Here is a 26344-nt window from a genome sequence, read left to right as displayed (position 1 = left end):
TCGCACTTAAAGTATACCTTTTTACGTGATGAAAAACCTTCTTTTTCTGGGAAAGAATCCCTATGAAATTAACTTCGAATTCACCCACTCATAATGAGCATAATAAATTTTGTGACTTGATTAACGAGAGGGGAAATGTTCAAGTGAGATGGCACAAAGATCTTCTAAAAAGGGTACAGGATAGGGAAGGAAAAAAACTGGCATTAGTGGTGGATACATCAACAAAAGAAACAAAAGTAGACTTGATCGCAAGCGTCGTAAAGTTCTTTCAACAGCTTCGCCCTGATACTACATTGGTGCAAGCAGATTTTAAAATTAGAACTACAACCCCGATCACGGACTCAATCGAAATAAAATATTTCACACACGGTAAGTCTTCCTATACATTGGTGATGGAATGGGCGGAGGAAGAAGCAATTGATACCCTATTTTACATCACAGATTTAACCGGATTTTTACCAGAAGAAATGCAGGTTGGCTTTGAGGTAATCTGGCTGGTGCCAACTGATTTTGTTCCAAAGGCACCGTTCGGAAAGGTAATGAAAATCACTTAGATTAAGCCCTCAAAAAAATAATGGCTCTACATAGTAGAGCCACCCCTATTTCTTAAAATGGTATGGTACAGTTGTAATTATTACATCTTTCCTGTACAGCAGAAATGCTTTAATGAGCAATCCTGACTGATTATGAAGAATATTGTGCCAGCCCTTTTTCGGAATAAATTGTGGTATGATTACTGTAACCCGGTAATTTGATTCACTTGCTTTATGATGAACAATATCAACAAATTTACCCAATGGGTGCATAATACTTCTGTAATGGGAATGCAGGGTAACAAGTCTTACATCAGGTTGCCACTTTTTCCACTTTTCTTCAAATTTCTTTTCATCTTCTCGGTCAAATGAAACATAAACCGCTAAAATCTGATCAGAACCCAAAGATTTGGCGTAGTTTAACGAGTTCTCAACAACCTGGGTAATCCCTGCCACAGGTACGATCATTACATTGCCTTCAATTGGTAAAGCAGGCTCATTAGCAATAATTCGTAGCTGTTCTCCTACCGCCTCATAATGTTTTTTAATTCGGTAAAACACAAAGATGATGATTGGTAAAAACACTAAAACAGGCCATACCTGTGCGAACTTAGTTAAAAAGAACATCATCGTGACGATCAAGCTAATCAAAGCACCTGTCGTATTTATTATAAACTTTGATATCCATCCATTAGGCTTTTCACGAATCCATTTTAGCATCATCCCCGATTGCGATAAGGTAAATGGTATGAAGACACCAACAGCATAAAGCGGAATTAGGTGTTCTGTTTGACCTTTAAATACGATAATCAAAAGGATTGAGGCCAAACCAAGAACGATAATTCCATTTGAATACCCTAAACGGTCACCTCTAACCTTGAACATCCTTGGGATAAACTTATCGTTGGCAAGATTAACGGCCAGTAAGGGAAAAGCCGTATAACCCGTATTCGCAGCAAGAATTAAAATCAATGCTGTTGTCCCCTGAATGAAAAAATACATAAAATTTCTCCCAAAAGTTTCTTCAGCAATTTGAGAGACCACCGTTACTGTTTCACTTGGTGTAATCCCATAATAATAGGCTAAAAACACAATTCCTGAAAATAATAATGCGAGTAAACCACCCATCGCCATTAATGTTTTTGCAGCATTATTAGGGGCAGGGTCTTTAAAATTTGGGATGGCGTTAGAAATAGCCTCCACACCGGTTAAAGCTGAACTACCTGATGCAAATGCCTTTAGTAGCAGAAATAATGAGATTCCTGCAATCGGTGTTCCGACAGGAGAATGTAAATTAGCTGGAGCATGCCCACTAAAAATGTTGTAAATCCCCACACCAATTAATACGAATAGAGCTAAAACAAATAAATAAACCGGGTATGCTAAAATAGAAGCAGACTCCGTTACACCTCTTAGGTTCAAGGTTGTAATAAATAGGACAAAAACAATCGCAATAATCACATTATGTTCATGTAGGGTAGGAAAGGCTGATGTAAGCGCATCCGTACCCGCTGACACACTTACTGCAACTGTTAGGATATAGTCTACAAGTAATGAACCACCAGCAATGAGCCCGTAATTCACACCAAGATTTTCCTTTGATACCACATAAGCTCCACCGCCGTGTGGATAGGCAAAGATAATTTGTCTATAAGACAAAATTAGGGCTGTTAATAGAATTAAAACCCCGATTGCGATAGGCAGGGAATACCAAAATGCTGCCGTACTTACGGTAATGAGAACAATTAGAATTTGCTCGGGACCATATGCCACGGATGATAATGCATCAGAAGAAAGGATGGCTAGGGCTTTTGTTTTATTAAGCTTTTGCTCCCCTAATTCTGTTGATTTTAACGGTCTTCCAATTAAAAATCTTTTTATTGATGATACCAAGTGTACACCGCCTAGTTTCTTATAAAATGTATTGTTACCCAGTTTTGACATTAATATCTAGCGAATTAAACAAAAAAATGCCTACAAGTCATAGTTAAAAAGACTTGAAGACATTATTCCTTTTGTCGACAAGCTCCACCTTCCTTCTCAGTTAACGCTTACGAGGTTAGCTGTCGGATTCGGACCATTGAGTAGCCCTACCTGCTAAAAAGGATTCACCCCTTGGATTATTAAAACATCCACAAAAACGGTTCCCCCGCACCATATGGTTTAAGCGATTTAGAAATTTGAAACTGTTGATTATCTTACTCCTGAGTTTTAAAAAAGTAAATAAAAATTTTGGAAATTTTGTATGATTTTATTTTAGACGATAAGACTACATAATAAATGTCATTTAAGAATGGAGAAATAGCATGTCTAAAGAAAAGAATCCGTTATTGTCTGATGAGTTTATTGATGAAATGGTTAAAGAGATTAATCAACTTTATGGTGACCCGTCTGAGGAACAAAACAATGAGGAAAGTATAAATGAGAGTGATTAATACAAAAAGACACTAGCGCAGTGTCTTTTTGTTTACAAATTTTTTAATGTTTCCCATATCTCTAAAGTGAGCTAAGCAGCTAAATTTCTAGTTTTGCTTGGCAATTTTTGAAGGATTGTTTACTTTGTATGGCACTGGAACCTCAACGATGAATTCTTCTGGAACATCTTTTCCTTTTGGCAGCTTTTTCTTTGCAACTTTTCCATCGAATTCAAGTAAATCCCCTGCTACAAGTTCAAATTTTTTCAATGTCTTACTATGGCTGCACCAAGCGAATCCTAGCTCAAGCGGTGGTTCCTGGACAATTTGAACATTTTCAAGAATAACTACTTCATCGTTCTCTTCGTTAAACGGATTGTACGTCATCGCAAACTGTTTAACAGTTGCTGTAAAGTGCACTTTTTCTGCAGGGAGTTCAATTTTCGGTTCCTTTTCTTTTTTCGGTTTTGTAGTCTTTGCCTTTTTTGGTGTCGGTTGTGTTTCCTTGCTGTCGGTTGTCACGGTTACCTCAGTGTCAGGAGTTTCAAGTTTCACCGGTTCTTTCACGGTTACCTCCAGCATACTTTCTTTACCAAAGCTTGATTGCTGCATTTCTTTTAAATAGGCAGGGTGGATGCAACTAAGGTTTCCATCTTGAAATTCGATTACAAGGGTGTTAAACTCTTCCGTTTTCCCGTAAGTTTCATACCCTTTGATGGTTACAACACGCTGGTAGTTTCGTTCTTTAAACAAAAATTCCCGTTTCGCTTCCTTAGCAGACGAAAGTCCCCATTCCTTTACCTTCTCCTTATAATGCTCCACATCGCGAAATCCCTCGAAATCCCCCTTAGGAGGAATATAACGAGTCAAACCACTCTGCTCCAACGACTCATGCTCAATAATCATACACACACATCCTTTTGCAAACTTCAGTGATTTGATTATAACACTTTAATGAGGCGCGATAAATGGGGGCGCATCCAACTGTCCACCCCAGGAGGACAGTTGTACACGAGCGGTGCCTGTCACCAATAATGTCACCAATAAATGACACCAATAAAGCGTCACCCAATAATAATCGCTGGTTTTCCAACGGGGTAGTATTCGATTTTCCTACAGGCTTTTATTTTTTCTTCTTGAAGGCAGTTTCTGCCGTCAAAGATGATTGGCTGTTTCATCTTCTCCAAGATGGCTAGGAGATTGTGCTTTTTGAATATGTCCCATTCTGTGACAAGAAATACCGCGTCTGCACCAGTGATTGCTTCATCGATAGAATTTGCATACTTGATGGTATCACCCATTATTTTCTTTGCGTTCTCGGTTGCTACGGGGTCATATGCGACGGTATCTGCTCCTAGTTTCGATAATGCAATTGCAAGATTAATAGATGGTGCTTCTCTCATATCGTCCGTTTCCGGCTTGAAGGCTAATCCTAGGATTGCAATTTTTTTACCTTGTAAATCTCCAAATCGTTTTACCGCTTTCTTTAAAAGCAGTTCACGCTGGAATTCATTAATCGCAATCGTTTCTTTTAATAGCCCAAAATTCATTCCCATTTGACCTGCTGTATGAAGCAACGCTTTAACATCCTTAGGGAAACAGGATCCTCCATAACCAATCCCGGCTTTCAAGAAAGCTTTACCAATTCTTTTGTCCATTCCCATCCCCTTTGCGACGTCTTCCACATCGGCTCCGACTGCTTCACTTAAATTGGCTATTTCATTGATAAAACTTATCTTTGTTGCCAAGAAGGCGTTGGATGCATACTTGATCATTTCTGCACTTCTTGTTGATGTTACAATAACTGGAACATCCAAGGGACGATACATCGCTTTCACTTTTTCAGCCATTTCTTTATTTTCTGAACCGATAATTATTCGATCTGCCTTCATCGTATCCTGAATGGCTGAGCCTTGTCTTAGGAATTCAGGGTTAGAGATCATATGAATCTTAAACCCTGTATAACTCTCAATCAATTTTTTAATTGAATCATTCGTCCCAACAGGCACAGTGCTCTTGATTACAACAATTGAACCCTGTACCAAATTTGGTGATAGATCCTTTGCGGCCTGTTCTAGGTAGGATAAATCAGCCGCTCCATCATCCGCTTGTGGGGTTCCTACGGCAATGATTATAATCTCCGCCCCTGTTATGCCCTCTGAAAGACTGGTTGTAAATCTCAGTCTTCCTGCTTCCATATTCGAAGCCAGCAGTTTCTCAAGACCTGGTTCATAAATTGGGGATATCCCTTGATTTAACTGCTGTATTTTCTGTTCATTTATATCAATGCATGTGACGCGGTGCCCGATTTCTGATAAACAAACACCAGTTGATAGTCCAACATAGCCTGTACCTAAAACAGCTATTTTCATATCAATCAATCTCTCTTTTAAAAAATTGAGTGTTTTCGGATTTTTGTACTTCCTTTAAATAGTCTTTAACCTGTTCACTTATGTCGTCCCGCTGTAAGGCAAAGTCAATTGTTGCCTTAATAAAACCTATCTTATCGCCAATATCATAGCGTCTTCCCTCAAAGTTATAAGCTAAAACAGCCTGCTGCTTGTTCAATTCATTGATGGCATCTGTCAGCTGTAGCTCATCACCTTGTCCAATAGGAATCCTTGCTAAAATATCAAAAATCTCAGGGCTTAAGACATAACGGCCCATAATTGCAAATCTTGATGGTGCCTCTTCTTTACTAGGCTTCTCTACTAACGAATCGATATGGAAGAGGTTTGATTCGAGCATTGCACCTTTTGGCTTGATAATTCCATACTTACTGACATCTTCCTCTGGGACTCCCTGAACTGCTACAACAGAGCTATTATAATACTCGTATACGTCGATCACTTGCTTTAGACATGGGATGTCAGACATCACGATGTCGTCTCCGAGCATCACTGCAAATGGCTCATTGCCAATCACACTTTTTGCACATAGAATGGCATGTCCAAGACCTTTCGGTTCTTTTTGCCGGACATAAACGATATTCACCAAGTTGGATATTTTCTTCACCTGCTCTAACAATTCATGCTTATTTTTTTTAAAAAGTGTATCTTCAAGCTCATAGGACTTATCAAAATGGTCCTCAATAGACCTTTTTCCTCTGCCGATGATGATAATAATTTCCTCAATCCCCGAAGCCACCGCTTCTTCGACAATGTATTGTATCGTTGGTTTATCAACAATCGGCAGCATTTCCTTTGGCTGTGCTTTCGTTGCTGGTAAAAATCGTGTTCCAAGACCGGCTGCTGGTATAATGGCCTTTCGGATTTTCATATGCTGCCTCCCTTCTTTTACTCCTTTATCCTTTATATGCAAGGGGACAAGTTACTGTCACGTTAGTAACCTAGTAAATGTCATATTACTTTTCCTAAAATAGGTTGAATAGTTAAATGAAAACTCCACTACCTTAGTGGTAACGGAGTCATTTTTCTTTTACCTGTAACTGACGATAGATTTTCTTGATAAATCTATGCATTAACTCCGGAAGAATTTTTTTACGACGTGTCACTAATGCACTGACCAACGCCTTTCTTTCCTCTCTTGTAACTTCCCAATCATCAGGGATGAGTGCAACAATCTCCTCTAATAAATGGATAGGCAGGGTTTGAATAATTTCTATTTGTTCAAAAAAATCTTGCTCGTCTTCAATAAAGCTTGCCATTATTTGATGCGTGGCACTTTTCATGATTTCAGCTGGCAGATTCTCTATTTCAGCAAGATTCCAGTTATAAGAACCGAATATTTCTGCTTGGTCGATAATCCACAAATGATAACCGTTAGGTTCTTCTTCATGAAGAAGAATATTTTTGCGTGTTCGATCCCGATTACTCAGCCAGTAATCAAATACAATAATGGCTGCTAAAGAATGATGGTTAGTCATTTTACCTATAGAGGTTACTTGGTGACCATCAAAACTATCTGGGACATAAACACTCGCAAATTGATATTGCGTAACACTCATTTGGGCGAGTTCAGGAACTTTTGATGAAAACTCTTGAGGAATTTCCACTAATCTAGCGTAAGGGACAGGCAGCCCAAGGTATCTCGCCAAGCAATAAGCAACCCACTCATTTGCCAGAGTTTTTTCAAATCCTTGCTGAAAAAATTTCACCACATAATCTCTGCCATCGCTAAAAGTAATTAGATTTGCGTTTGACTTCCCTTCCAGTGTTTTCTTGAATACAACGGGTTTAATCATGGGCTGTCCACCTCACCCTTTGTACCTTTCGTCATTCCGCCTATTTTTTTCAATAAATCAATATATTCCCTCGCTACTTTTTGAATAGCAAATTTTTCGTGTACACATTCGATTGCTGCCTTTGACATCTGTTGGAAGGATTCAGGGTTGTCCAAGATGCCGTACAACTGCTTTACGGCATCTTCCACATTTTGTCCGCGAAAAAGCAACCCCGTCTCACCGTGCGTGACTAATTCAGTAATTGGCATCATTTTTGACGCAACCACAGGTACACCACATACCATCGACTCGATAAATGTATTTCCGAAGGATTCCGTTTTTGTGGTGGCTAGTGTACACCCTCCTGAATGACGAATTTTTGCATACACATGCGGCATTTGCTGATAAGGGATGAAGGGAAACCATTTAATAATGTCGGTAAGCCCTTCCTCGAGCCACTTGGCTGCAAACTCTTCCCGCTGTATACTTTGAGCACCGCCTATCAGCCAAAATTCAATATCCTCACGTTCGCTTTTGATTATTTTGGCTACTTCCATTAACATTTCCCAGTTTTTTCGTTTGTCCAAACGACCAATCCAACCGATAATTTTTTTATCTTTAGGCAAAATAGGAGCATTTTCAAAATCGATGGTATCTGTCGGTAAGGCATGAAAAAAAGAGGTATCCACACCGTTATAGATGACGTTAATCGGAATATCATCTGTCAATATTGACACTAATCGTTTTTGATACTGAGAGGGAACGATGATTGTTTCTGGTTCAATACCTCTAAAGTTTCTTAAATGGGGTTTTAACTTAATAAGTTCAGGAGTTCGTGCTTCGACAATGACCGGACCCTGATAATTTGCTTTTTGAAGCCATTTAAAGGCCTTCCCGGTGTCAACGACAATGATGGCATCATAATGGTTGTCCCGAATAATCCCAATAATTTCCTGATCATCCTTTGTTAAATAGACGGGAGCAATATCTTGCATAATATGGAGCCCGCCATGATCTGTCGTATATAGAAATTCCGTATCAATTCCATGTTTTTTAAAATAGATCGAGCGATTCCGCCAGCCGGCATTCACGCCGCCAACTGTGAGCAGACGCCAAATGACAAGTACTTTCATATTAATTTCCCCTCGTTTTATTCGGGCTCCTCCCCTTCTTATTTACAATCTAACTTCCTTAGACATGAAGGTTATTTCCGATGATGTTTTCCGTTATTTTTTTTATGGCCCTTGTTACCATGTTTCTTATTTGTATCCCTGTTTTTCCCCTTTCTGTGGTCATGTTCAGGATTTCTCTCACCCTCGTAGCGTTTACCGTGATGGTGGTGTCTTTCTCGATCACCTTCGAAGCGTTTTCCTTTATCATGGATACGATCGCCACTGGAGAGTCTATCTCCTTTATACCTGCTTTCACGTTCAACTGAGTTCCCAGTTGCACCGAGTTCACGCTTATCCCAATATTCATCTATTTTTGTCATAATCGTATCCAAGTCAGCGCCGCGGGCAAGCATTAATTTGACCCATTCTTCTTTGAATACCTTGTGAACCAGTCCTTCAAGCATAACTGCATAATTTTTCTCATCATTTGTTGTCAATAGGATTTTGTTTTTCGAGTTAATTTTCTCGCTCTCACTTGATTGCGACATAAGGATTTCGGTAATTTGGCGGGATATTTCCTCCATGCGAATGTAATGGAGCCATTCCTGATAGACAGCCGGTGCCATTTCTTTCACATGTGATAAAAATATTGCTTTATTTTCTTCTCCTAACGAAGTTAATAGTTTCCGAGGATATGGATAAACACGGTCTCTCCAAACTGTTCGTGCTACATCAATTACCTTCAAGCTGCCATCAGGCTGTAAATAAACTTGCCGCTTATGGTGATCAATCCGTTCATAGCCAATTGCTTTAAACGTAATCAGCATTTCAATCAATTTTGCTGAAAGTGTTCGGGTTAGCGGCTGGGATTGCAAGTATTCCCGCAAATCTACGCCTTTGATAATTTCCATTGCAATATAGAGTGTTCCTTTTCCATAAAGCTTTGGAAATAGATTGGTATGTTGCCCAAGAGATAAGGCATAGTATTCGCGTTCACAATCTTCGGTATTTCCAAATACCTTCACACAAATATCGTCTGACATTTGAAAAACTGCACCTTGGCGCCCCTTGCCCATCATGACTAACGGTGATTTATTGATCACTTCCACGTCAGCGTTAACCATATTACGAACCTGAATTTTCTTCATCCATTTTTCGAGATTTTTACTATTCATATATTCCCTCCTTCCCATTTATTTCTCAAATATACTTTGCGGTGCTTGTCTAATTTTTAATATCATAAAAAATTTTTGCTAGAAAATCACCGCCTACTATAGTTAATTCAACAAGGCCTTAAAGTGTGTAGACGATCGTCTACAAAATAAAAAATGTATGACTGATACAAGCACAATAGAGGAAAAAGTCAGCAAAATCACGATAATCATTATCAACGTTCACAGTTATTTAAAAAACAAATGAAGTTTGTTTAACATTTCTTTCAAAAAAATTCTTCTAGGGAAGTTTTCTATACTATTAAATTAACGGATGTTTAGAAAGGAGCTTTTTATGAATACAGAAGAGAGCAAAATAACAGATGATTCTTCCCTGCTTCATAGCAGGTTGTACATTAATCAATTGATACGGTTTATTTTAGATGAAAAGCCTAATAGAGATTCTTTTGCAGCAATTGTGAATACTTCACAATTTGAATCTCTTTGTGAAATCAGTGAGGCAGCTAGTCTCATTAAAATAGGCATTGAATCCCTTCTCACTTCTGAAAATGAACTGTTGGCGAAGGAAGAATATAATCGGTTGTTTGTAGGTCCAAATATGCTTCCTGCCCCACTTTGGGAATCAGTTTATTTAGGAAGAGAACATCTCTTGTTTGAGGAAGAGACATTAAAGGTAAGAGAGTGTTACCGCCAATACGGCTTGAGCTTCGTCCGTGAGAATAACGAACCTGATGATCACATTGTCATTGAGCTAGAATTTCTTGGTTATCTTATCCAAAAAACACTTGAAACAACTAATGTTGAAACGAAGCAAAAATTATTGGCTGATCAGCAAGCTTTTTTAGATGACCATCTTTTCAAATGGGGTCTTTCCTTTTGTGAACATTTGAACAATGCAACCGCTTTTGAATTGTATCGCGGTGCCGCGCAGCTGTTAGCGGAATATATCCGCTTTGAAATGGACATCATTCCTTTTTTAAAGGAGGCACTAGAAAATGAGTGAAAAAAATATATTTAGTAAAATTGGGGAAAGCAAATTATCACGTAGGTCACTCTTGAAATGGACAGGAATTGCTGCCGTTCCAGTCGTTGCTGGAGGGATCTGGTCAACCAAATACTTAACGAAGAATAAGAATGTGGTGGAAGCGAGTGAAACAATCGTCCCTACCTGCAGCACCTTAGATTGCGGCGGCAAGTGTATGATAAAAGCCCATGTTAAGGGTGGCGTCATCACACGAATCAGTGCACGTACCGATGCGGAGCTTGATGAAGCCAATCCTTATATGAAAGCCTGTGTTAGAGGCAGGTCCTATCGTAAAAACCAGTACCATCCTGACCGTTTAAAATATCCAATGAAGCGTACAGGTAAACGCGGTGAGGGAAAATTTGAACGAATTACCTGGGAGGAAGCAGTTGCTACTATAATAAGTGAAACAAAACGAATCACCGAACAATATGGACCTGCTTCCAGGTATGTCCATCAAGGGACTGCCGTTACAGGCGGAACCGTTGGCGGTGCCCAACTGGCAAGAAGGTTAATGGCCTTATCCGGTGGTTTCCTTAACTATTATCATTCTGTAAGTATGGGAAACACCGCGGCTGCGACTCCTTATACATATGGTACTGCGCAGTCTGGCAGCAGTCTGGATTCGCTAATTGATTCAAAATTGGTTATTTTATGGGGACATAATCCCGCTGAAACTATCTTTGGAAATACAAACCATTATTATAAAAAGTTAAAAGAAGCTGGCATAAAAATTATTGCGATTGACCCAAGATACTCCAATACAGCCATTGCGTTTGCCGATGAATGGATCCCATTATTACCTGGAACAGATAATGCCCTAATGGATGCAATGGCCTATGTGATTGTAAAGGAAAATCTGCATAACAAGGCATTTCTAGATAAGTATGTGGTCGGGTTTGATGAGGAGCATATGCCTGAAGATGTCCCTGCTATTGAATCCTTGGTATCCTATCTTATGGGTAAAAAGGATGGCCAAGAAAAAACACCTGAATGGGCTGAGTCTATTTGCCATGTTCCTGCCAAAAAAATACGTGAGCTTGCACGAGAATATGCAACAGCAAAGCCTGCTGCATTGATTCAAGGCTGGGGTCCACAGCGCCACGCAAGCGGTGAAAGAATTGCCCGTGGCGGAACAATGTTAGCAACGATTACTGGAAATGTTGGCGTATCCGGCGGCTGGGCCTCAGGGTATGGCGGTATTCCAAGAAAATTCCCAGTTGGAATTCCTGTTCCTGAAAACCCAGTAAAGCCTAGTATCTCCATTATGAATTGGACCGATGCGATTACAGATGCGAGTACAATCACACCTGCAGAGGGTCTTGTGGATGGTGACAAGCTTACAACAAATATTAAATTACTTTTTAACCTTGCCGGGAACTACCTGATCAATCAGCAGCCTGACATCAATAAGACGAAAAAAATTCTTGAGGATGAAAGTTTAGTAGAATTTATCGTTGCAAGTGATCACTTTTTAACTCCTAGTGCAAAATATGCTGATATCCTGCTACCAGAAACAACCTTCTTTGAACGCTGGAATATTGGTGAGTCATGGGGTTCAGGTGACTATATCATCCTGTCTGAAAAGGTCGTTGAAAACTATTACGAATCACGTTCCGATTATGACTGGCTTTCAGAAGTGGCGGAAGGGTTAGGTGTCGGACAAGCGTTTACAGAGGGACGTAGCGAGCTTGACTGGATAAAGTATATATTGGATGAAACAAGAAAAGTTGAGCCAAGTACCCCTACTTTCGAGGTTTTCAAAAAGGAACGGATTCATTATTGGCGTTACGATGGACCACGTATAGCGTTTAAGGACCAAATAGACGATCCGGAGAACCACCCATTCGAAACACCATCTGGAAAAATCGAGCTATTTTCTAAGCGATTATATGATATGAATAACAATGAAATCCCTGCCATTCCAACCTATATTCCGGAATGGGAAGGTCCCGAAGATCCACTAACAGCAAAATTCCCGCTGCAGTGTATCACCTGGAAAGGTCGGAACCGTGCTAACTCTACCTTCGCTAACCATCCGTGGCTAAACGAAGTGGCCGAACAGGTATTATGGATAAACCCTAAGGATGCCCAGAAGCGGAACATTAAAAAAGGTGACAAAATCAAGGTTTATAATGATCGCGGTACGCTAATGATTCCTGCAGAAGTCACAACGAGAATTATGCCTGGTGTGGTTGCCATGCAGGCTGGTGCCTGGTACAATCCTGATAAGAATGGAATTGACCAAGGTGGCAATGCGAACGTCCTTACAAGCCAGCGAAAAACACCACTAGCTAAAGGAAACGCACACCAAACCATGCTCGTCGAAGTACAAAAAGCATAAAAAAAAGCTGGTTTCTATTTAATAGAAGCCAGCCTTTTTTTACATAATAATCCAAACTGTCCACTGGAGACGGACAAAAGCGGATAATTGTATTTCTGTGGTGCCTGTCACCACTCACTAGCACCACCTATTTCTTCACTAGCTTACGAACAACAAACGCAGCACCTGCTAAGACGATTAGAGCTGTTAGTAAGACAAGCGGATTTGTGAGTGGGTTGCTTTTTTCTTCTGTTGTTTCTTCTGCCCCATTGACTGTTAGTGGTTCGCTTTCTCCTACGAAGGTTACTGCCATTTGACCATCAACGATGGTTACTATTTCTTTACCAAACAGTTGGTTAAAGTAATCTATGTTTTCTTGAGTATAAGGTAAAATTCCGATTTCAACAGTCGTTTCTAATGGAGCTGTGTGCGTGACACTAATCCCTTTGGCTTCAAGGTCCTGGGCATGATCTTCAAAAATATATTTATCTATCTCAGCCTGTTTAGCAATGATATCCTCATTTATATCTGCAAAAGTTACTGCTGAAGTAACAAAAGATAAACACAAGCCCAAAATCAAAGCGGGAAAAAATTTCATATTATATTCCTCCTAATCAAATGATCGTGCAATTTTCAATGCTTCTGCTGATGAGATGATGCCATTAATGGTGTATTGACTGTCATTAATAAACCAGTTAAGTTCTACAACTAACTGCTCAGGTGTCTCTCTCTTCAAGTACCCCTCTAAACCTTTAATGTCTACCAATTCAGTACCCAAAGGTTTGTTTTGTACATTCGTTCGTTCAACCATCACCGAGTAACTTTCTTCTATAGAAGTAAATGATAAAATGAGTTTATTCACCTGTTCCTTGGTACCATTTAAAACATGAATTCTCTCAAGTTGAAAATCCTCCGGTACATAAGTCGGTAACATTAAATCAACCCCATACAAATCCCTCGCTTCCTCGATAGAATTCAACTCCCAGATTTCCTCCTTAAATGGAGTGGGAAGGATACTTTCATTTCCTTCACTTTGGAACGTGCTGAAATTCGATTCCTGCATCGGATTGGGCTGGTTTTCATTCGAGTCCGATTCCTGGAATAACATTGTCGAAAGGAACACTAAATATATTGCAGCAGCTAGCGCAGAATAAGTAAAAACTCGATATTTCCCAATTCTATTAAAAATACTGTAGAATTGTGATTTTTTGTCGCTCTTTCTGATTTTTTTTCTTACTTCTTTCTTGAGCCCAGCATGGAAATCTAGCGATTTAAACAATGTTTCATCTATCTCTTCATTAAATAGTGTCTTTACATCATCTTTAGGATTGGTCATTTATGGATCCCCTCCTTTTCGAGTTGTTCCCCTAATAATTTCCGAGCTCTATGCAGCCTTCCACGAACGGTCCCTTCTGGAATTCCAGCAGCCGAAGCAATTTCGATCGTAGTAAAATCTAAATAGTAGAATAAAAATAACACTTCACGGTAATGTAACGGCAATGTTAGAACATGCTTTAGAATTTGGGTACTGTTCATTCGTTTCATAACCTCATCTTCAAGATTAGACACTTGCCTATCGTCTTCACTGATAACGTCTGAGGGTATTTCAGTCGATGCTTTTTTGCGAAAATAGTCATGACAAAGATTAATCGTAATCTTAACCAGCCAGGTTTTGACACTGCTTTCCCCGCGAAATTTTGACCAACCGCGAAAAGCACGAATAAATGCTTCCTGGCTAATATCTTCTGCGAGATGTCGATCATTTAGATAAAAATATGCGGTGCGCAATACTAATGAACCGTAACAATCCATCATTTCTTCGATAGCCTGTGAAGGTTCATCAGAGAAGTTTGACGGATTAATTTGGCGGGAAGGCCTTCCCATTTGACCACCTCCACTTTAATAGACTTATCAAATCTCACCCACGCTACACTATTTTAAAATTATTTTATAAAAGAGTTAAAGCCCCAATTAGAGCATCGGCAATATTAATTCAAGGGATCAGGCTTGTTAGTCTTAAGATTCTGTAAATATTTCCTCCTTCTCTCTTTTTTATTGTACAATTAGATGACAGATACATATATTTTCGGAGGTATTCATGAATCGTCTCACGGATCATTTAATTGTAATTTCATTTGATTGTTTATCAGCATTGGATTTACCAATCATCCAATCACTACCGCATTTTCAAACCATCCTCCAGCAGGGCTCAATGGTCGAAAAGGTAGAAACGATTTATCCTTCCGTCACCTATCCCTGTCATGCAACAATTGTGACGGGAAAATACCCCAATAAACACGGGGTGATCAATAATACGCTCCTGCAGCCTGGGAGAACTTCACCTGATTGGAATTGGTTTAGAAGTGCTATCAAAGGAACTACTTTATATGATGAAGTCAAAAAGGCGAATCTCACAACAGCGGCACTGCTTTGGCCCGTTACAGGTAAAGCCAATATTGACTATAACTTACCTGAGATTTTCGCCAATCGACCATGGCAGCATCAAATACTTGTTTCCCTTTTTAGCGGCAGTCCCAGTTATCAATGGGATCTGAATAAACGCTTTGGGTCCTTAAGAAACGGTTTAAATCAGCCCGAATTGGATGATTTTGTGTTGGAATCTACTATCCATACGATAAAAACAAAGAAACCAAATTTACTAATGGTCCACTTTACTGATTTAGACACACAACGCCATTACCATGGTTTCTCATCTAAGGAAGCCACGGAAGCGATTCATCGTCATGATGAACGACTCGGAAGAATCCTTGCATCCCTAGAAGAGAGTGGAATCAATGAAAATTCAACCATTGTTGTTTTAGGTGATCATAGTGCCTTGGATGAATCGGTTGCCCTTCATCCTAATGTTCTTTTTCAAAAACAAAAGCTAATTTCCTTAAATAGATCTGGAAAAATAAATAATTGGAAAGCCTATTGTAAAAGTTGTGATGGATCTGCATATATTTATTTAAAAGATAATCAAGATGCAGCAACATTAGATGAAGTAAAAAAATTATTGGATGAATTGCAAGAGGACCCCGAATCAGGGATTGAGACAGTCCTTACAGGAGAGCAAGCGGCTGAAATGGGTGCAGACGGTGATTGTTCCTTTATGGTTGAAGCAAGGAAAGGGTATTTCTTTTTAGAGGATTATCAAGGAGAATATCAAAAAAAGATTTCCTCTAAAGATGTTGCGTCCAATAAAAAATACACCTTTGCATGCCATGGCTATTCTCCTAATAAAGAAAATTACCAAACCATTTTTATGGCAGCAGGAAAAGGTATTCGCCAGAATGTCCGCATTCCTTATGCTCGGCTTATTGATGAAGGCCCGACTTTAGCAAGGATTTTAGGTGTAGACCTTGGGGATACAGATGGAACAATCATTGAAGAGCTATTAACTATATAAATCAAAATTTAGCAGGAGGGAAATTCATGAGCCGACGATTGTCAAAGCAAGAAAAGAGCTGGGTGTTTTATGATTGGGCGAATTCTGCGTATTCCATTCTGATAACAACAGCCATTTTTCCATTATTCTTTAAAGCGGCTGCAAATGGGGCTGGTCTGGCTGGTTCAACATCAACAGCTTATTTAGGTTATGCGAATTCCTTTGGAACCCTGATTGTTTCGATCTCTGCGCCAATTTTAGGGACGATTGGGGATTTTAAAGGTTATAAAAAAAGATTGTTCACCATTTTTGCTATTCTTGGTATCGTGTTTACGGCACTGCTTGCTGCTGTTCCCAGTAACCAATGGCTTCTGCTTTTAATCTGTTATATTATCACCGTCATTGGATTTGGAGGCGCAAATATTTTCTATGATGCCTTTTTGGTGGATGTAACCAGTGAAGAAAGAATGAATCGGATTTCGTCTCGAGGATTTGCAATGGGCTATATTGGCAGTACGATTCCTTTTATCCTCGGTATTGCACTTATTCTATTATCTGATAAAGGTATACTGCCATTATCTGTCACCGTCGCAAGTCAAATTGCCTTTGCTATTACTGCTCTGTGGTGGGGAATCTTCACGATTCCAATGTTGCGCAATGTAGAACAAGTATACTACGTTGAACGTGTCCCAAATCCAATTGCCAGCAGTTTCAAACGAATGATTCAAACCTTTAAACATATTAAGGCCTATCGTCCTTTATTTTTATTTCTTATTGCCTATTTCTTTTATATTGATGGAGTTCATACGATTATTACGATGTCTACTGCATATGGAACAGACCTTGGTATTACATCAACAAACTTACTGATTATTTTATTTGCAACCCAGGTAATCGCGGCCCCTTTTGCAATTTTATATGGTAAGCTGGCAGATAAATTCTCGGGGAAAAAGATGCTTTTAGTTGGTATTTTTATTTATATTATTATTTGTATTTATGCTTATTTCTTAAAAACGACCTTAGATTTCTGGATTTTGGCCATGCTCGTAGGCTCTTCCCAAGGCGGAATACAGGCACTAAGTCGTTCATATTTTGCGAAACTAGTTCCGAAAGAGCACGCAAACGAGTTCTTTGGTTTCTATAATATTTTTTATAAATTTGCGTCCATCCTTGGACCATTTTTAGTCGGTATTACCGCGCAATTAACAGGCAGTACGAATAGCGGTGTGTTCAGCTTAGTTATCCTGTTTATCATTGGTGGGGCAATTTTGCTTCGTGTACCGGAAACGACTGGAAAAATACAAGTGAACCATTCTATTCCAAAATAAAAAACAAACGCCCGGGATTGTTCCTGGGTGTTTGTTTTTTTTATGCAAAATCATCCTTTTGGAGGATGATTTCTTTTTCAATATGGCTCGCTCTTATTCCAAAGCTAGGTTTCAAATCTCCGATTTCCTCTCCTAGCAGGATTTTTATCGCTAAAAATGGAAAGTTAATTCCTGATAAGCAACTAAAATGCATGCCCCCACTCATCCGCGGGTTGATTTCAAGAAGCTTCGGAACACCATTATTATATTTCACTTGAATATTAAAGATATAGGGTAGTTTGTATTTTTGATGAAACCTATGGGCGAGTTGAATAAGCTGGTGATGGTTAACAAGCTCTCTTACTCTTCCATCCCCTTTCATCCTCGGGATGGCGGCATACAATTTCTCTTCAGAGGCTAAGCAATCAATGCTGAATTCTTCTCCCTCTAAAAATTCCAAAACCATGAGATCAGGGAAGATCTCCTGCTGACTTAGTATTTCGCAAGCATGTTGATAAGGGATTCGATAGCCTATACCCTGGTTAAACAGCTGTGTGATGGTTTCAATATTTTCCTTTATCACTCGAAAACCATTTGCCCCTTCACCAATAACAGGTTTAAAACAAACCGTCTGCCCTTTCCTTCTTAAACACTCGTAAGCTCTCTTAAAATCAGTTAGCTTGTTGACAACATAATAATCAGGAATGGACACGATTGGTTCTCTGTCACTTTCCTTTGATCGTATGGATTCATAAGCAGCCGCCTTGTTGTCCATTGTTTCCATTAATTCAGCGTCCGGACAAACTAAAACTTTCACGCCAATCGCATGAAAATCCTTCAGTCTTTTTGATATTAAAACATTTTCCTTCCGTGGAATAAAAATATCTACCCTGTGCTGCTGACAAAACTCTAAGCAAAAATCAATATATTCATTCCCAGAAATATCTGGTTCTGTGAAGGCAAAATCACAATTCTGTAAATAGAGTGCATCCTTATTTGGATGTGTTCCAAAAATAACGAACCGTCTTCCTTCAGGATTCGCACGAATCAAATCTATATAATGCGAAACCGTCGTAAACCAGCGATTAAACCAAATCCTCATAAATCCTCAACCTATCCTCTTTCATGTTGTGTAAAATTATGACCTTCTTCATTATTCGCTTAAGATTTAAATTTTATACGGTGACAGGCACCACAAAAAGACAAATCCCCTTATTTGTCCACCTCAGGCGGACACTTGAGATAAGTTTTTGTTATTTTGTGTGTGAATTTGTTAGAATGGTGGTAATGAATGGATGGTGAGGGTTATGTGCGGTCGCTTTACTTTGACAGCGACGATTGATGAGCTTTTGGATCGGTTTGATGTGGAGTCTTTTTTGCAGGATGAGGAATATTTTCCTAGTTATAATGTGGCTCCATCCCAATCTGTTATAGCTGTTATTAATAATGGGAAGGAAAATAGGATGGGGTTCTTACGATGGGGGCTTATCCCGCCGTGGGCTAAGGATATGTCAATCGGTTATAAAATGATTAATGCCCGTTCCGAGACACTTACAGAAAAGCCTAGCTTTAAAAATGCCTATCAAAAGAAGCGTTGTATTATCGTTGCTGATAGCTTTTACGAATGGAAACGCATCGATAGTAAAACGAAAATTCCCATGAGGATTAAGCTTAAGTCCGATGATTTGTTTGCCATGGCGGGTCTTTGGGAGAAATGGAAATCACCCGAAGGCAAAGATATTTTTTCTTGCTCCGTTATTACGACAAGTGCAAACGAAATGGTTAAAGATATCCATGACCGAATGCCTGTTATCCTTAATCCTAAGGATGAAAGAACTTGGCTAGATCCTTCTCTGACTGACACCCATTCTCTCAATCAACTATTAAAACCGCTAGACCCCAATTTAATGGATGCCTATGAAGTTAGCTCACTTGTTAACTCGCCCAAGAACAATTCCATCGAGCTTATACAGAGCATCTGTTAAGTTAAAAAAGATGCCTGCCCCAAAGACACGAATCTCCTTGTCAGGGGCAGGCATCTATATTTTTAAACAAGCGCAAGTGTCGCATTAATTTTCATAACAAAGGTCATGATAGCTGTGGTGTCCAGGTAAGAGGATTCCGTCGTAATTCCACTAACCTTTTTTACAATCTGTTTTTCAATGAAGTTCATTTTACTGATAAGAAACTCCCCGCCGAAGATGCCATTTGCTACAGCAATGTCTCTTAGTTCTTTAGGGAAAGCATCTTCGAATTGTTCAATGGCTATTTTGCCATCCCGCCAACAACAGAGAAATAGACCAAGTTTTTTGGTCATTAGAATATCATGGTGTTTGGCGATAAAATGTTTAATCCTTCCTTGAATACTCCCCGCATGGATAGACCCACCAATAATTACGAAGTCGTAATCACCGACATCATAAGAGATTTTATCCCGTTTTAAATCTACAGCAAGAACCTCTCCTTCCATCCACTCACTGATTAACTGGACAGCCTTTTCTGTCGTACCATGTGATGAGCAATAAACTATTAATGTTTTCATTCGTCATCATACCCTCCATGGAAATTATTTTTACTATCTTAAACTAATAAAACCCAGCCGTCAGAGTATTCTCTAGTTGCGGGCTGGGTTCTTGTGCTGTCGTATATCTTAATTATATAGCAATTAATCCTTTGAACTCAGAGGAATATTGGCAATATTTCTACAATTATACATTTTTTGTTTCTGATTTGTGGAAAATACCTTTCCTCTTTCATCTAAACACCTTAATCAGCTAATCTGATTAGTATTCAAGGTAATCCTGGACCATTTTTTGCATACAACCCTGGCCTAGTTGGTGCTCTCCTAATTACTTATGGTATAATGAATTCTTAGTAAACAAGGTAATAACTATTGCCTATAATTAGGAGCGATTCTTATGATAAAAATTGAAATACCAAATCCAGATATTGTGATAACAAAAAAGCTGCAGTTAGGCGAGAAAGTAGAATCCGTAATCAGCAGTGTTTATGGCTTTACAGATTATCACCGGATCCCAAGGGATAAAGGCGGGATGATTCTTTTCTTCAATAAAGAGGAAGATTTATTATTTGTAGGCAAAGCAAGGAAACTAAGACCGAGAGTGAAAAAACATTTTGAGGATACCGTTTCACCGATGAAGAACAATCGAGACGAGATCTATAAGATTGCTGTATTTACAGTAGAGGATCCGATGGAAAGAGAAATTTACGAAACTTACATTCTTAATACACTTCAGTCAAAATACAATATTGACAAGGTTTTCTTTAAATAAACCTTCAACAAAGAGCGGCTATTAATCGATTCCCGCTCTTTTTTATTGCAAAAAAAAGAACATACACTTGTACGTCCTTCGTTATTTCTTCATTAATTTTTGAATGGTTATGAGTACTTCGTCCAATACTTCCATGTCACCTTCTTGAATTCTTTCCACTACACAGGTTTTTAAATGCCCCTCTAGCAAAAGTTTGGCGACACTATTGAGTGCAGCTTGTGTTGCTGAAATCTGGGTAATGATATCATCACAATAGGTATCTTTTTCAATTAATCCCTTAATTCCGCGAATTTGGCCTTCCACTCGATTTAATCGTGTGACGAGGTTATTTTTTACTTTGTCTGAATGGTGACTTTTTCGATGGCTGCACTCTCCAGTGCAACAGGAATCATCCATTATTTCTTCTTCATTTGTAAAAGACATGGAACTCTCCCCCTTTTTTATTATTATATCATACCCCCGTATAGTAGAAGTAATAACATAAAGTGATGTATTTGACATAAAAAAGAACTGAAGATTTTTTTCCGCCAGTTCCTTTTATGTAAAGTGCAGCAACCTGTTTTATTTTCAAAATATTACTACTTTTTAATTTTAAACTTTCCTTCAATAAAGTTTTCTAACATCGGTAAGTTAAACTTCTCTTTACCAATGGTTAAAAATCCCTCTTCCTCCGCCTCGTCAGCTAGCTTCATTGCCGTTATTTCCTTATGCAAACCTTCCATTTTTCGGTCTAAATGTGCAGCCATATCCGCTGCTTCCTTTAATTCGGAAAGCATTTTTTGTGGTACTTCTTTGTTATACTTATAATAAATTTTGTGTTCTAGACTAGCCCAAAAGTCCATAGCAATCGTCCGAATTTGTACCTCCACATATATTATTTCTTCACGGTCTGACATGAATATCGGTATCCCCAAAATCATATGCAAACTTTGATACCCATTTGGCTTTGGATGTTTAATATAATCCTTGTATTCAATAATGGTAATATCCTTTTGGTTCGCGATCATCCTGCTCAATTTATAAATATCATCTTTGAAGGAACAGGTTATTCTCATCCCAGCAATGTCTTTAATATTTTCTTTAATACTTTGTAAATTAAAATCAATGCCTTTTCTTTGCACTTTTTTAAAAATACTCTCTGGTGATTTTATCCGTGATTTTACGTGTTCTATTGGATTATAGTCGTGAATATAATTAAACTCATCTTTAAGAATATTAATTTTTGTCGTCATTTCATCCAGAGCAAACTTATAAGCCATCATAAATCTGGTTAGTTCAATTTTTAAGGTTTTTAGGTTTCTAAAATCAACCAATTGTTCAATCCCCAAGGTGTTACGCCCTTTCTATTTTCCGTTTTTGTCTTCTTTAAGTTTTTTCATCACTTCAGGAGGGAAAATCATCCGACAAATCACTTTCGCTACTTCATGATAATCAGCCTGTTTCCCGCTGTGTGCCTCTTTATTGGGAACATTCTCAGCTATAAGCATCATGGACCATGTAATTGTATCTAAGTCTAAATCTTTCCAAGTAAGATCTTTTTCTCTCGCTTTGATTAAACCCGTAAGTATTTTCGAATGTATATTTCTCCTAGCCGTTGCCAATACATCAGCTAGTTCAGAATCCTTATGCAACAACTCAGGTAGGACACGCTGGAGACCGAGTTCTTTTAACCGATTGTCATGGGTTTCTAATAGTAATGCTAGCAAGCTTTCAGGATCTGAAGTGGCCCAATTAGGCTCCGGTGGCAAAAGGGCATCAATTTGATCCTCTAATAGCGACATCAAAAGCTGTCGTTTATCCGAAAAGTACCGATAAAAGGTACCTGTTGCTACCCCTGCATTGGCGGCGATTTCCTTAGCCGTTGTTTGATCATAGCCTTTTAGAATAAAGAGGGCATGTCCACTTTCAACCAAAGCCTTCCTTTTTTGTTGTGCCCGTTCCTGTATAGGTGTAAATGGAAACTCACCAACAAGTTGGTCTTCACGGTCCGACATTACGTTCACCTCAACCTTATTATAACATAAAACAGATTAATTTGAACCATAGTTCATGTTTCCATTGACAGTCAACACACTACCATGTAATACTTGACCTAGAGTTCATGTTATATCCTTATTCAATTGTTCACACCCCTTTTCAATGAAGAGAATATAACATGAACGGGAAAAATTTATGTTATTCTTAAAAAGCAGGAAAATAAATTGTTTTTAAGAATAATATAGTGAAAACAGAATGCTTTTTACTCGCTTTTTATATTTTTTTTGATATATAATAATTTTAATTACTTTGGAAGGTGTGATTCATATGGCAAATCAGTCTGATGCAAAAAATATCTCTGTCAATTCAACCATTTCATTAAAGGGAATAGTAAAAGCCATTTTTAAAGATACTGTCCACGTGCAAATTGGTGGAAAAATAATTACACTTCCCAAAGCTGAATTCACGTTAGATAAACCAATTAATTAAAATGGTCTCATACCAGAAGAATTCTTTAATAAATTCTTACAACCTGCCGTAAAAATGTGGCGGGTTTTCTTTTGTTTATCCAGCGTAACTAACGATACAACCTCTTAAAGGAAGGATATGGCTAATATTCTACGTATCAACGAGTTATATTTACGAGACTCGATGTCAGACTATCTCACAGCTAGATACACTGAATTTTCGCATTTGTTTTCAAATTACTGGAATGTTAACATGGGTACTGCATTACAATAAGTCGCCCATGCGATTAAAACCGGAGGAGATCCATATCCATTTAAAAATGAATTACACGAGTTTGATGGAAAAAGCCATGCTGAGTGCCCATGGAGTCTGTTATGAGCTTTACAGTAGAAAACATGACGTAAGAATGCAGGTGGAAAAACGAAGAGATTTGGAATATATAGCAAGCCAGAGAATGAGTGCAGACTTAGACAGGAGATTACACTGCTGATATAAAGTGAAGAAAAGAGGAGCCGGAATTTTTGCTGGTTCCCCTTTTTTCAATTAGAATTGCTATTTAAGCAATTAACCTAAGGTCCATTCATTTTAACGAGTATAACGAAAGGTAATGTGGTCTTGTAATCATTCTCATAAGATACGCGGAATCTTTAGACTGCTTTTTCCTCTTTTTATTTAAAAAATTGATAATCTCACTGGAACTCCTTATATCTACACCATGTCCATAAAACCGGTCACCACCAAAATATATAACATTTTCGGCTCGCCACCACGGCTGTTCAGGGTCAAAATCCGGATTATTAAAATGTAATACATCTCCAATCAGAAAATCATCGCCTATGCTTTGATACACGGGGAGGTCTTCATCAAATTGCCAATCCCTTAAATAGAGATTTTGGAAATGTTTATTAAAGATACTGGGACCTACAGTATGAAGGACGGCGATATATAAGACAATGGCGATTGCTGTAGAACATTCAAACGCATAGAGTGATCCATTTTGTAAAATGTCTAATATTGCTATGGAAGGTGAGGCGTTCTCACGTAAAAGAAATCCCCCATTTATTAATCGAGTCCAATATTTTTTGTTACTAAACGAATAGGAAAATGTTGTAAACTTTGCGCCACTTTTATTCAGTTGCTTTGCAGCTTTTATTGTATTAACTCTAAATAATAATTCAAATTTCAATTGATTTACAGAATCGTATGGATAAACAACTTCGTAACTTATCATTTGCTTAACAATTGCCTTTTGTTCAATAACTGTTATCTCCTTTAAGAGTTTCTCAGGTATTACAAATACCCCATCTATTTTGATCATCCTATGCCTCCTTTTAAAAATTGAATTTTTAAACCATATGTAACTTTTACTGATATGATGCTTGAGTCATGAAAGCAAAATGCCAGGTACCTTCAAAAAGGTCCTAGCACTTCATTTGAGTTTATTTCTTTTTGATAAAATGAACAATTACTCCCCCAACTAGGGAGCCGAGGGTGGCCGATCCAAACATCATAAAATAGATAATTTGACCCAAATCCATCATACCCTCAGCTGGTATAAATTTTATTACCACTGCCAAGATAATCGTAATTGAGCCGAAGATAATTGCTGGAACCCAAGCAGCCCACCCGGATTTTATTTTTATCAAAAGGAATGGTATGACCATCCCAATTAGAAATAACCAAAAGAAAAACATTGGCATCACACTCTTTCATGTATTGATGTAGACCCTTTTCTAATTAGACGATTACAGTTTAATAGTGTTTCACTTTTTGGTTATCTTAGGTAGCACATTTGTTAAAAATAAAAAAGCATTTTAAGGTTAGTATTCTCCTTAAAATGCTCAGTAAACTTTACTATTAGTTTTCTATCATTATTACCTTTAGTGCACTTCCTTCTGCGATGCAGCTAGAAACACAAATTCCGCAACCCGTACAATTTTCATTAGAAACTGCAGGAATACCATTTACAATTTGTAATGCTCCTGAGACCGGACATGACCGAACACAATAATCACACATCACATTTTGATAACCCAAACAGCTATCAGATAAGACCTTCACGTATCCTCCGAGATTGGGCTTTGCATCAAAATCAGTGTTGTTTAATGCGTTGGTTGGGCACACATCCATACACTTTTTGCAAAGTGTGCAGGGTGATTTGTTTGGATCAAGGTAGGGTGTTTGCGCCAACTTCGCCCCGCTTTTGATGGGAAACAAACGGATACTTTGTTCTGGACATATTTCCCGACACTTCCCGCATCTTGTACATGAAGTAAGAAACTCCAACTCGTCACACGAACCAGGCGGGCGAAAAAAATTCCGTTCTACTTCTATTTGCGGAGCAATAAAGTTCCCTAAAAAACCAATGGTTGATTCGAAATTTAACGAGAGAAATTCCCTTCTGTTTAATTTCTCAGTCATTATACACCAGCATCCTCACGGTAAAATGGCTCATCCTCAAAGTTTGTATAGGCTAGGCATATGGCAAGTACACCCTCAATTGCTTTAAACGTTTCAGCTGTCCGATAACTTTGATCCACCGTCTCCGTTTCTAACGTAAGGATTACTTTTATGTCTTCATGTACATGGTGTACTTCCACACCATTCAATTGTGCTAGTTTTTTTGCTGCATATTCTGCTTGGCCTGGGATTGTCTCCACGTATATTCCCGAAATTACCAACTTAATCCCTCCTGTTGCAGGGAAGCCCGCCATTATAAAGCTAGCAGGCTATTCCACGTAATTTAATTGTTGAAAGCAGTCTTTGTATCATTTTGTTGGGCATGACATTGTACACAGTTATCCCTAAATACAGTACCTTTTGGATCATTGTCATAAAAGTGGTCTGCTGGCGGTGTTGGTGCCCCTGTTCCCGCCTTGCCATGGCATGCCAGACAACTCTCATGATGAAGCTCAGGATTCCAACGATTCACATGTGTCACATTCTGCATAGGAGGTACATTTAAAAGCCCCATTGTTGCTGCATTTTCCCTTCCATCTTCAGTAAGCTGAACTAGTAAAGGCGGTGTTTGGCTACTACTCTCCGTTGAAGAAGCAGATTGATAGGACTGGTGCAATAGCGTAGATCCTATGGCAACTGATATCACCACTATAAATGCTAAGAGAAAAACAAGTTCTTTTGTCTTCATAA

General features: G+C 38.6%; 29 protein-coding genes and 1 riboswitch. Of the genes, 9 read left to right on the top strand and 20 right to left on the bottom strand.

Translation table 11 applies throughout. The features are described 5' to 3' along the window. The first annotated feature begins 143 nt into the window (after positions 1 to 143). Entirely contained in the window at positions 144 to 554 is a 411-nt protein-coding gene (locus tag NSS81_RS22655) for a VWA-like domain-containing protein (RefSeq protein WP_342430874.1), read from the top strand. A gap of 45 nt (positions 555 to 599) precedes the next feature. Here NSS81_RS22655 and NSS81_RS22650 read toward each other — a convergent pair whose 3' ends face one another. After that, positions 600 to 2426, bottom strand: a complete 1827-nt coding sequence (locus tag NSS81_RS22650) for an APC family permease (RefSeq protein ID WP_342434123.1) — start codon at positions 2424 to 2426, stop codon at positions 600 to 602. A 139-nt stretch (positions 2427 to 2565) separates the two neighbouring features. After that, positions 2566 to 2713: riboswitch (cyclic di-AMP (ydaO/yuaA leader) on the bottom strand. Positions 2714 to 2839: 126 nt separating this feature from the next. On the opposite strand from NSS81_RS22650, the gene NSS81_RS22645 reads away from it, so the two are divergent. After that, positions 2840 to 2968, top strand: coding sequence for a bacitracin ABC transporter ATP-binding protein (locus tag NSS81_RS22645; protein ID WP_342430873.1), 129 nt, complete (start codon positions 2840 to 2842; stop codon positions 2966 to 2968). 87 nt (positions 2969 to 3055) lie between these two features. On the opposite strand, the gene NSS81_RS22640 is transcribed toward NSS81_RS22645, so the two are convergent. The 6 genes from NSS81_RS22640 to NSS81_RS22615 form a co-directional block, all read right to left on the bottom strand. Continuing rightward, a complete protein-coding gene (locus tag NSS81_RS22640) occupies positions 3056 to 3853 on the bottom strand; it encodes a hypothetical protein (protein ID WP_342430872.1) in 798 nt (265 codons plus the stop codon). Positions 3854 to 4011: 158 nt separating this feature from the next. Further along, positions 4012 to 5319, bottom strand: coding sequence for a UDP-glucose/GDP-mannose dehydrogenase family protein (locus tag NSS81_RS22635; RefSeq protein WP_342430871.1), 1308 nt, complete (start codon positions 5317 to 5319; stop codon positions 4012 to 4014). Between the two features lies 1 nt (position 5320). Continuing rightward, on the bottom strand, positions 5321 to 6226 hold the full coding sequence (gene galU, locus NSS81_RS22630; RefSeq protein ID WP_342430870.1) for a UTP--glucose-1-phosphate uridylyltransferase GalU: 906 nt from the start codon (positions 6224 to 6226) through the stop codon (positions 5321 to 5323). A gap of 148 nt (positions 6227 to 6374) precedes the next feature. After that, the gene (locus NSS81_RS22625; protein ID WP_342430869.1) at positions 6375 to 7151 is read right to left on the bottom strand and encodes a HipA family kinase; all 777 of its coding nucleotides are present in this window, start codon (positions 7149 to 7151) and stop codon (positions 6375 to 6377) included. Then, a complete protein-coding gene (locus NSS81_RS22620; protein ID WP_342430868.1) occupies positions 7148 to 8263 on the bottom strand; it encodes a glycosyltransferase family 4 protein in 1116 nt (371 codons plus the stop codon). The genes NSS81_RS22625 and NSS81_RS22620 overlap by 4 nt, the downstream gene beginning before the upstream one ends. 71 nt (positions 8264 to 8334) lie before the next feature. After that, complete coding sequence (locus NSS81_RS22615) at positions 8335 to 9417, bottom strand: hypothetical protein (protein WP_342430867.1); 1083 nt, start codon at positions 9415 to 9417, stop codon at positions 8335 to 8337. A gap of 331 nt (positions 9418 to 9748) precedes the next feature. On the opposite strand from NSS81_RS22615, the gene NSS81_RS22610 reads away from it, so the two are divergent. Together NSS81_RS22610 and NSS81_RS22605 are read left to right on the top strand one after the other, a co-directional pair. Next, on the top strand, positions 9749 to 10417 hold the full coding sequence (locus tag NSS81_RS22610) for a molecular chaperone TorD family protein (RefSeq protein ID WP_342430866.1): 669 nt from the start codon (positions 9749 to 9751) through the stop codon (positions 10415 to 10417). Further along, the gene (locus tag NSS81_RS22605; protein WP_342430865.1) at positions 10410 to 12782 is read left to right on the top strand and encodes a DMSO/selenate family reductase complex A subunit; all 2373 of its coding nucleotides are present in this window, start codon (positions 10410 to 10412) and stop codon (positions 12780 to 12782) included. The genes NSS81_RS22610 and NSS81_RS22605 overlap by 8 nt, the downstream gene beginning before the upstream one ends. Before the next feature lie 127 nt (positions 12783 to 12909). Here the strand turns inward: NSS81_RS22605 and NSS81_RS22600 are convergent, their stop codons facing one another. From NSS81_RS22600 to NSS81_RS22590, 3 genes are read right to left on the bottom strand one after another with little or no spacing between them, the layout of a single operon-like run. Next, entirely contained in the window at positions 12910 to 13359 is a 450-nt protein-coding gene (locus NSS81_RS22600) for a hypothetical protein (protein ID WP_342430864.1), read from the bottom strand. Between the two features lie 12 nt (positions 13360 to 13371). Beyond that, positions 13372 to 14097: a DUF4367 domain-containing protein gene (locus tag NSS81_RS22595; protein WP_342430863.1), complete on the bottom strand. Its 726-nt coding sequence runs from the start codon at positions 14095 to 14097 to the stop codon at positions 13372 to 13374. After that, on the bottom strand, positions 14094 to 14645 hold the full coding sequence (locus NSS81_RS22590) for a sigma-70 family RNA polymerase sigma factor (protein ID WP_342430862.1): 552 nt from the start codon (positions 14643 to 14645) through the stop codon (positions 14094 to 14096). Before NSS81_RS22590 ends, NSS81_RS22595 begins: the two co-directional genes overlap by 4 nt. A 214-nt stretch (positions 14646 to 14859) precedes the next feature. Between NSS81_RS22590 and NSS81_RS22585 the strand changes: the two genes are divergently transcribed. Then, a complete protein-coding gene (locus tag NSS81_RS22585; protein ID WP_342430861.1) occupies positions 14860 to 16170 on the top strand; it encodes an ectonucleotide pyrophosphatase/phosphodiesterase in 1311 nt (436 codons plus the stop codon). 26 nt (positions 16171 to 16196) lie between these two features. After that, complete coding sequence (locus tag NSS81_RS22580) at positions 16197 to 17477, top strand: MFS transporter (RefSeq protein WP_342430860.1); 1281 nt, start codon at positions 16197 to 16199, stop codon at positions 17475 to 17477. A 40-nt stretch (positions 17478 to 17517) separates the two neighbouring features. On the opposite strand, the gene NSS81_RS22575 is transcribed toward NSS81_RS22580, so the two are convergent. Beyond that, entirely contained in the window at positions 17518 to 18558 is a 1041-nt protein-coding gene (locus NSS81_RS22575) for an ATP-grasp domain-containing protein (RefSeq protein ID WP_342430859.1), read from the bottom strand. A 205-nt stretch (positions 18559 to 18763) separates the two neighbouring features. Here NSS81_RS22575 and NSS81_RS22570 point away from each other — a divergent pair, with 205 nt between their 5' ends. After that, a complete protein-coding gene (locus NSS81_RS22570; RefSeq protein WP_342434122.1) occupies positions 18764 to 19441 on the top strand; it encodes an SOS response-associated peptidase in 678 nt (225 codons plus the stop codon). Positions 19442 to 19503: 62 nt separating this feature from the next. On the opposite strand, the gene NSS81_RS22565 is transcribed toward NSS81_RS22570, so the two are convergent. Continuing rightward, positions 19504 to 19998, bottom strand: a complete 495-nt coding sequence (locus NSS81_RS22565) for a flavodoxin domain-containing protein (protein ID WP_342430858.1) — start codon at positions 19996 to 19998, stop codon at positions 19504 to 19506. Between the two features lie 376 nt (positions 19999 to 20374). Here NSS81_RS22565 and NSS81_RS22560 point away from each other — a divergent pair, with 376 nt between their 5' ends. Beyond that, positions 20375 to 20749, top strand: a complete 375-nt coding sequence (locus NSS81_RS22560; protein WP_342430857.1) for a nucleotide excision repair endonuclease — start codon at positions 20375 to 20377, stop codon at positions 20747 to 20749. Positions 20750 to 20830: 81 nt separating this feature from the next. On the opposite strand, the gene NSS81_RS22555 is transcribed toward NSS81_RS22560, so the two are convergent. The 3 genes from NSS81_RS22555 to NSS81_RS22545 all read right to left on the bottom strand — a co-directional run bounded on the left by NSS81_RS22555 (position 20831) and on the right by NSS81_RS22545 (position 22743). Next, positions 20831 to 21172, bottom strand: a complete 342-nt coding sequence (locus NSS81_RS22555; RefSeq protein WP_342430856.1) for a metal-sensitive transcriptional regulator — start codon at positions 21170 to 21172, stop codon at positions 20831 to 20833. 155 nt (positions 21173 to 21327) lie between these two features. Then, positions 21328 to 22011: a GTP pyrophosphokinase family protein gene (locus tag NSS81_RS22550; protein ID WP_342434121.1), complete on the bottom strand. Its 684-nt coding sequence runs from the start codon at positions 22009 to 22011 to the stop codon at positions 21328 to 21330. Between the two features lie 81 nt (positions 22012 to 22092). After that, on the bottom strand, positions 22093 to 22743 hold the full coding sequence (locus NSS81_RS22545) for a TetR/AcrR family transcriptional regulator (protein ID WP_342430855.1): 651 nt from the start codon (positions 22741 to 22743) through the stop codon (positions 22093 to 22095). Between the two features lie 310 nt (positions 22744 to 23053). Here NSS81_RS22545 and NSS81_RS22540 point away from each other — a divergent pair, with 310 nt between their 5' ends. Then, a complete protein-coding gene (locus tag NSS81_RS22540; RefSeq protein ID WP_342430854.1) occupies positions 23054 to 23215 on the top strand; it encodes a hypothetical protein in 162 nt (53 codons plus the stop codon). A gap of 559 nt (positions 23216 to 23774) precedes the next feature. Here NSS81_RS22540 and NSS81_RS22535 read toward each other — a convergent pair. The 5 genes from NSS81_RS22535 to NSS81_RS22515 form a co-directional block, all read right to left on the bottom strand. Continuing rightward, positions 23775 to 24512, bottom strand: coding sequence for a protein-glutamine gamma-glutamyltransferase (locus tag NSS81_RS22535; RefSeq protein WP_342430853.1), 738 nt, complete (start codon positions 24510 to 24512; stop codon positions 23775 to 23777). Positions 24513 to 24633: 121 nt separating this feature from the next. Then, positions 24634 to 24888 (bottom strand): hypothetical protein, encoded by a 255-nt coding sequence (locus NSS81_RS22530; protein WP_342430852.1) that lies wholly within the window; start codon positions 24886 to 24888, stop codon positions 24634 to 24636. A 163-nt stretch (positions 24889 to 25051) separates the two neighbouring features. Then, a complete protein-coding gene (locus NSS81_RS22525; protein WP_342430851.1) occupies positions 25052 to 25615 on the bottom strand; it encodes a 4Fe-4S dicluster domain-containing protein in 564 nt (187 codons plus the stop codon). Next, complete coding sequence (locus NSS81_RS22520) at positions 25615 to 25875, bottom strand: chaperone NapD (RefSeq protein WP_342430850.1); 261 nt, start codon at positions 25873 to 25875, stop codon at positions 25615 to 25617. The genes NSS81_RS22525 and NSS81_RS22520 overlap by 1 nt, the downstream gene beginning before the upstream one ends. Before the next feature lie 62 nt (positions 25876 to 25937). Next, complete coding sequence (locus tag NSS81_RS22515; RefSeq protein ID WP_342430849.1) at positions 25938 to 26342, bottom strand: nitrate reductase cytochrome c-type subunit; 405 nt, start codon at positions 26340 to 26342, stop codon at positions 25938 to 25940. Positions 26343 to 26344 lie beyond the last annotated feature (2 nt).

It is taken from the genome of Neobacillus sp. FSL H8-0543 (genome assembly GCF_038592905.1).
Classification (GTDB): Bacteria; Bacillota; Bacilli; order Bacillales; family Cytobacillaceae; genus Neobacillus.
Note: the sequence above shows the minus strand (reverse complement) of the source record. Positions and strands in the feature narration are given on the sequence as shown.

Coding starts and splice junctions, on each gene's coding strand:
- NSS81_RS22645 (WP_342430873.1), top strand. CDS start 2,840: ATGTCTAAAGAAAAGAATCCGTTATTGTCTGATGAGTTTATTGATGAA.
- NSS81_RS22640 (WP_342430872.1), bottom strand. CDS start 3,853: ATGATTATTGAGCATGAGTCGTTGGAGCAGAGTGGTTTGACTCGTTAT.
- NSS81_RS22635 (WP_342430871.1), bottom strand. CDS start 5,319: ATGAAAATAGCTGTTTTAGGTACAGGCTATGTTGGACTATCAACTGGT.
- galU (WP_342430870.1), bottom strand. CDS start 6,226: ATGAAAATCCGAAAGGCCATTATACCAGCAGCCGGTCTTGGAACACGA.
- NSS81_RS22625 (WP_342430869.1), bottom strand. CDS start 7,151: ATGATTAAACCCGTTGTATTCAAGAAAACACTGGAAGGGAAGTCAAAC.
- NSS81_RS22620 (WP_342430868.1), bottom strand. CDS start 8,263: ATGAAAGTACTTGTCATTTGGCGTCTGCTCACAGTTGGCGGCGTGAAT.
- NSS81_RS22615 (WP_342430867.1), bottom strand. CDS start 9,417: ATGAATAGTAAAAATCTCGAAAAATGGATGAAGAAAATTCAGGTTCGT.
- NSS81_RS22610 (WP_342430866.1), top strand. CDS start 9,749: ATGAATACAGAAGAGAGCAAAATAACAGATGATTCTTCCCTGCTTCAT.
- NSS81_RS22605 (WP_342430865.1), top strand. CDS start 10,410: ATGAGTGAAAAAAATATATTTAGTAAAATTGGGGAAAGCAAATTATCA.
- NSS81_RS22600 (WP_342430864.1), bottom strand. CDS start 13,359: ATGAAATTTTTTCCCGCTTTGATTTTGGGCTTGTGTTTATCTTTTGTT.
- NSS81_RS22595 (WP_342430863.1), bottom strand. CDS start 14,097: ATGACCAATCCTAAAGATGATGTAAAGACACTATTTAATGAAGAGATA.
- NSS81_RS22590 (WP_342430862.1), bottom strand. CDS start 14,645: ATGGGAAGGCCTTCCCGCCAAATTAATCCGTCAAACTTCTCTGATGAA.
- NSS81_RS22585 (WP_342430861.1), top strand. CDS start 14,860: ATGAATCGTCTCACGGATCATTTAATTGTAATTTCATTTGATTGTTTA.
- NSS81_RS22580 (WP_342430860.1), top strand. CDS start 16,197: ATGAGCCGACGATTGTCAAAGCAAGAAAAGAGCTGGGTGTTTTATGAT.
- NSS81_RS22575 (WP_342430859.1), bottom strand. CDS start 18,558: ATGAGGATTTGGTTTAATCGCTGGTTTACGACGGTTTCGCATTATATA.
- NSS81_RS22570 (WP_342434122.1), top strand. CDS start 18,764: ATGTGCGGTCGCTTTACTTTGACAGCGACGATTGATGAGCTTTTGGAT.
- NSS81_RS22565 (WP_342430858.1), bottom strand. CDS start 19,998: ATGAAAACATTAATAGTTTATTGCTCATCACATGGTACGACAGAAAAG.
- NSS81_RS22560 (WP_342430857.1), top strand. CDS start 20,375: ATGATAAAAATTGAAATACCAAATCCAGATATTGTGATAACAAAAAAG.
- NSS81_RS22555 (WP_342430856.1), bottom strand. CDS start 21,172: ATGTCTTTTACAAATGAAGAAGAAATAATGGATGATTCCTGTTGCACT.
- NSS81_RS22550 (WP_342434121.1), bottom strand. CDS start 22,011: ATGATGGCTTATAAGTTTGCTCTGGATGAAATGACGACAAAAATTAAT.
- NSS81_RS22545 (WP_342430855.1), bottom strand. CDS start 22,743: ATGTCGGACCGTGAAGACCAACTTGTTGGTGAGTTTCCATTTACACCT.
- NSS81_RS22540 (WP_342430854.1), top strand. CDS start 23,054: ATGGCAAATCAGTCTGATGCAAAAAATATCTCTGTCAATTCAACCATT.
- NSS81_RS22535 (WP_342430853.1), bottom strand. CDS start 24,512: ATGATCAAAATAGATGGGGTATTTGTAATACCTGAGAAACTCTTAAAG.
- NSS81_RS22530 (WP_342430852.1), bottom strand. CDS start 24,888: ATGTTTTTCTTTTGGTTATTTCTAATTGGGATGGTCATACCATTCCTT.
- NSS81_RS22525 (WP_342430851.1), bottom strand. CDS start 25,615: ATGACTGAGAAATTAAACAGAAGGGAATTTCTCTCGTTAAATTTCGAA.
- NSS81_RS22515 (WP_342430849.1), bottom strand. CDS start 26,342: ATGAAGACAAAAGAACTTGTTTTTCTCTTAGCATTTATAGTGGTGATA.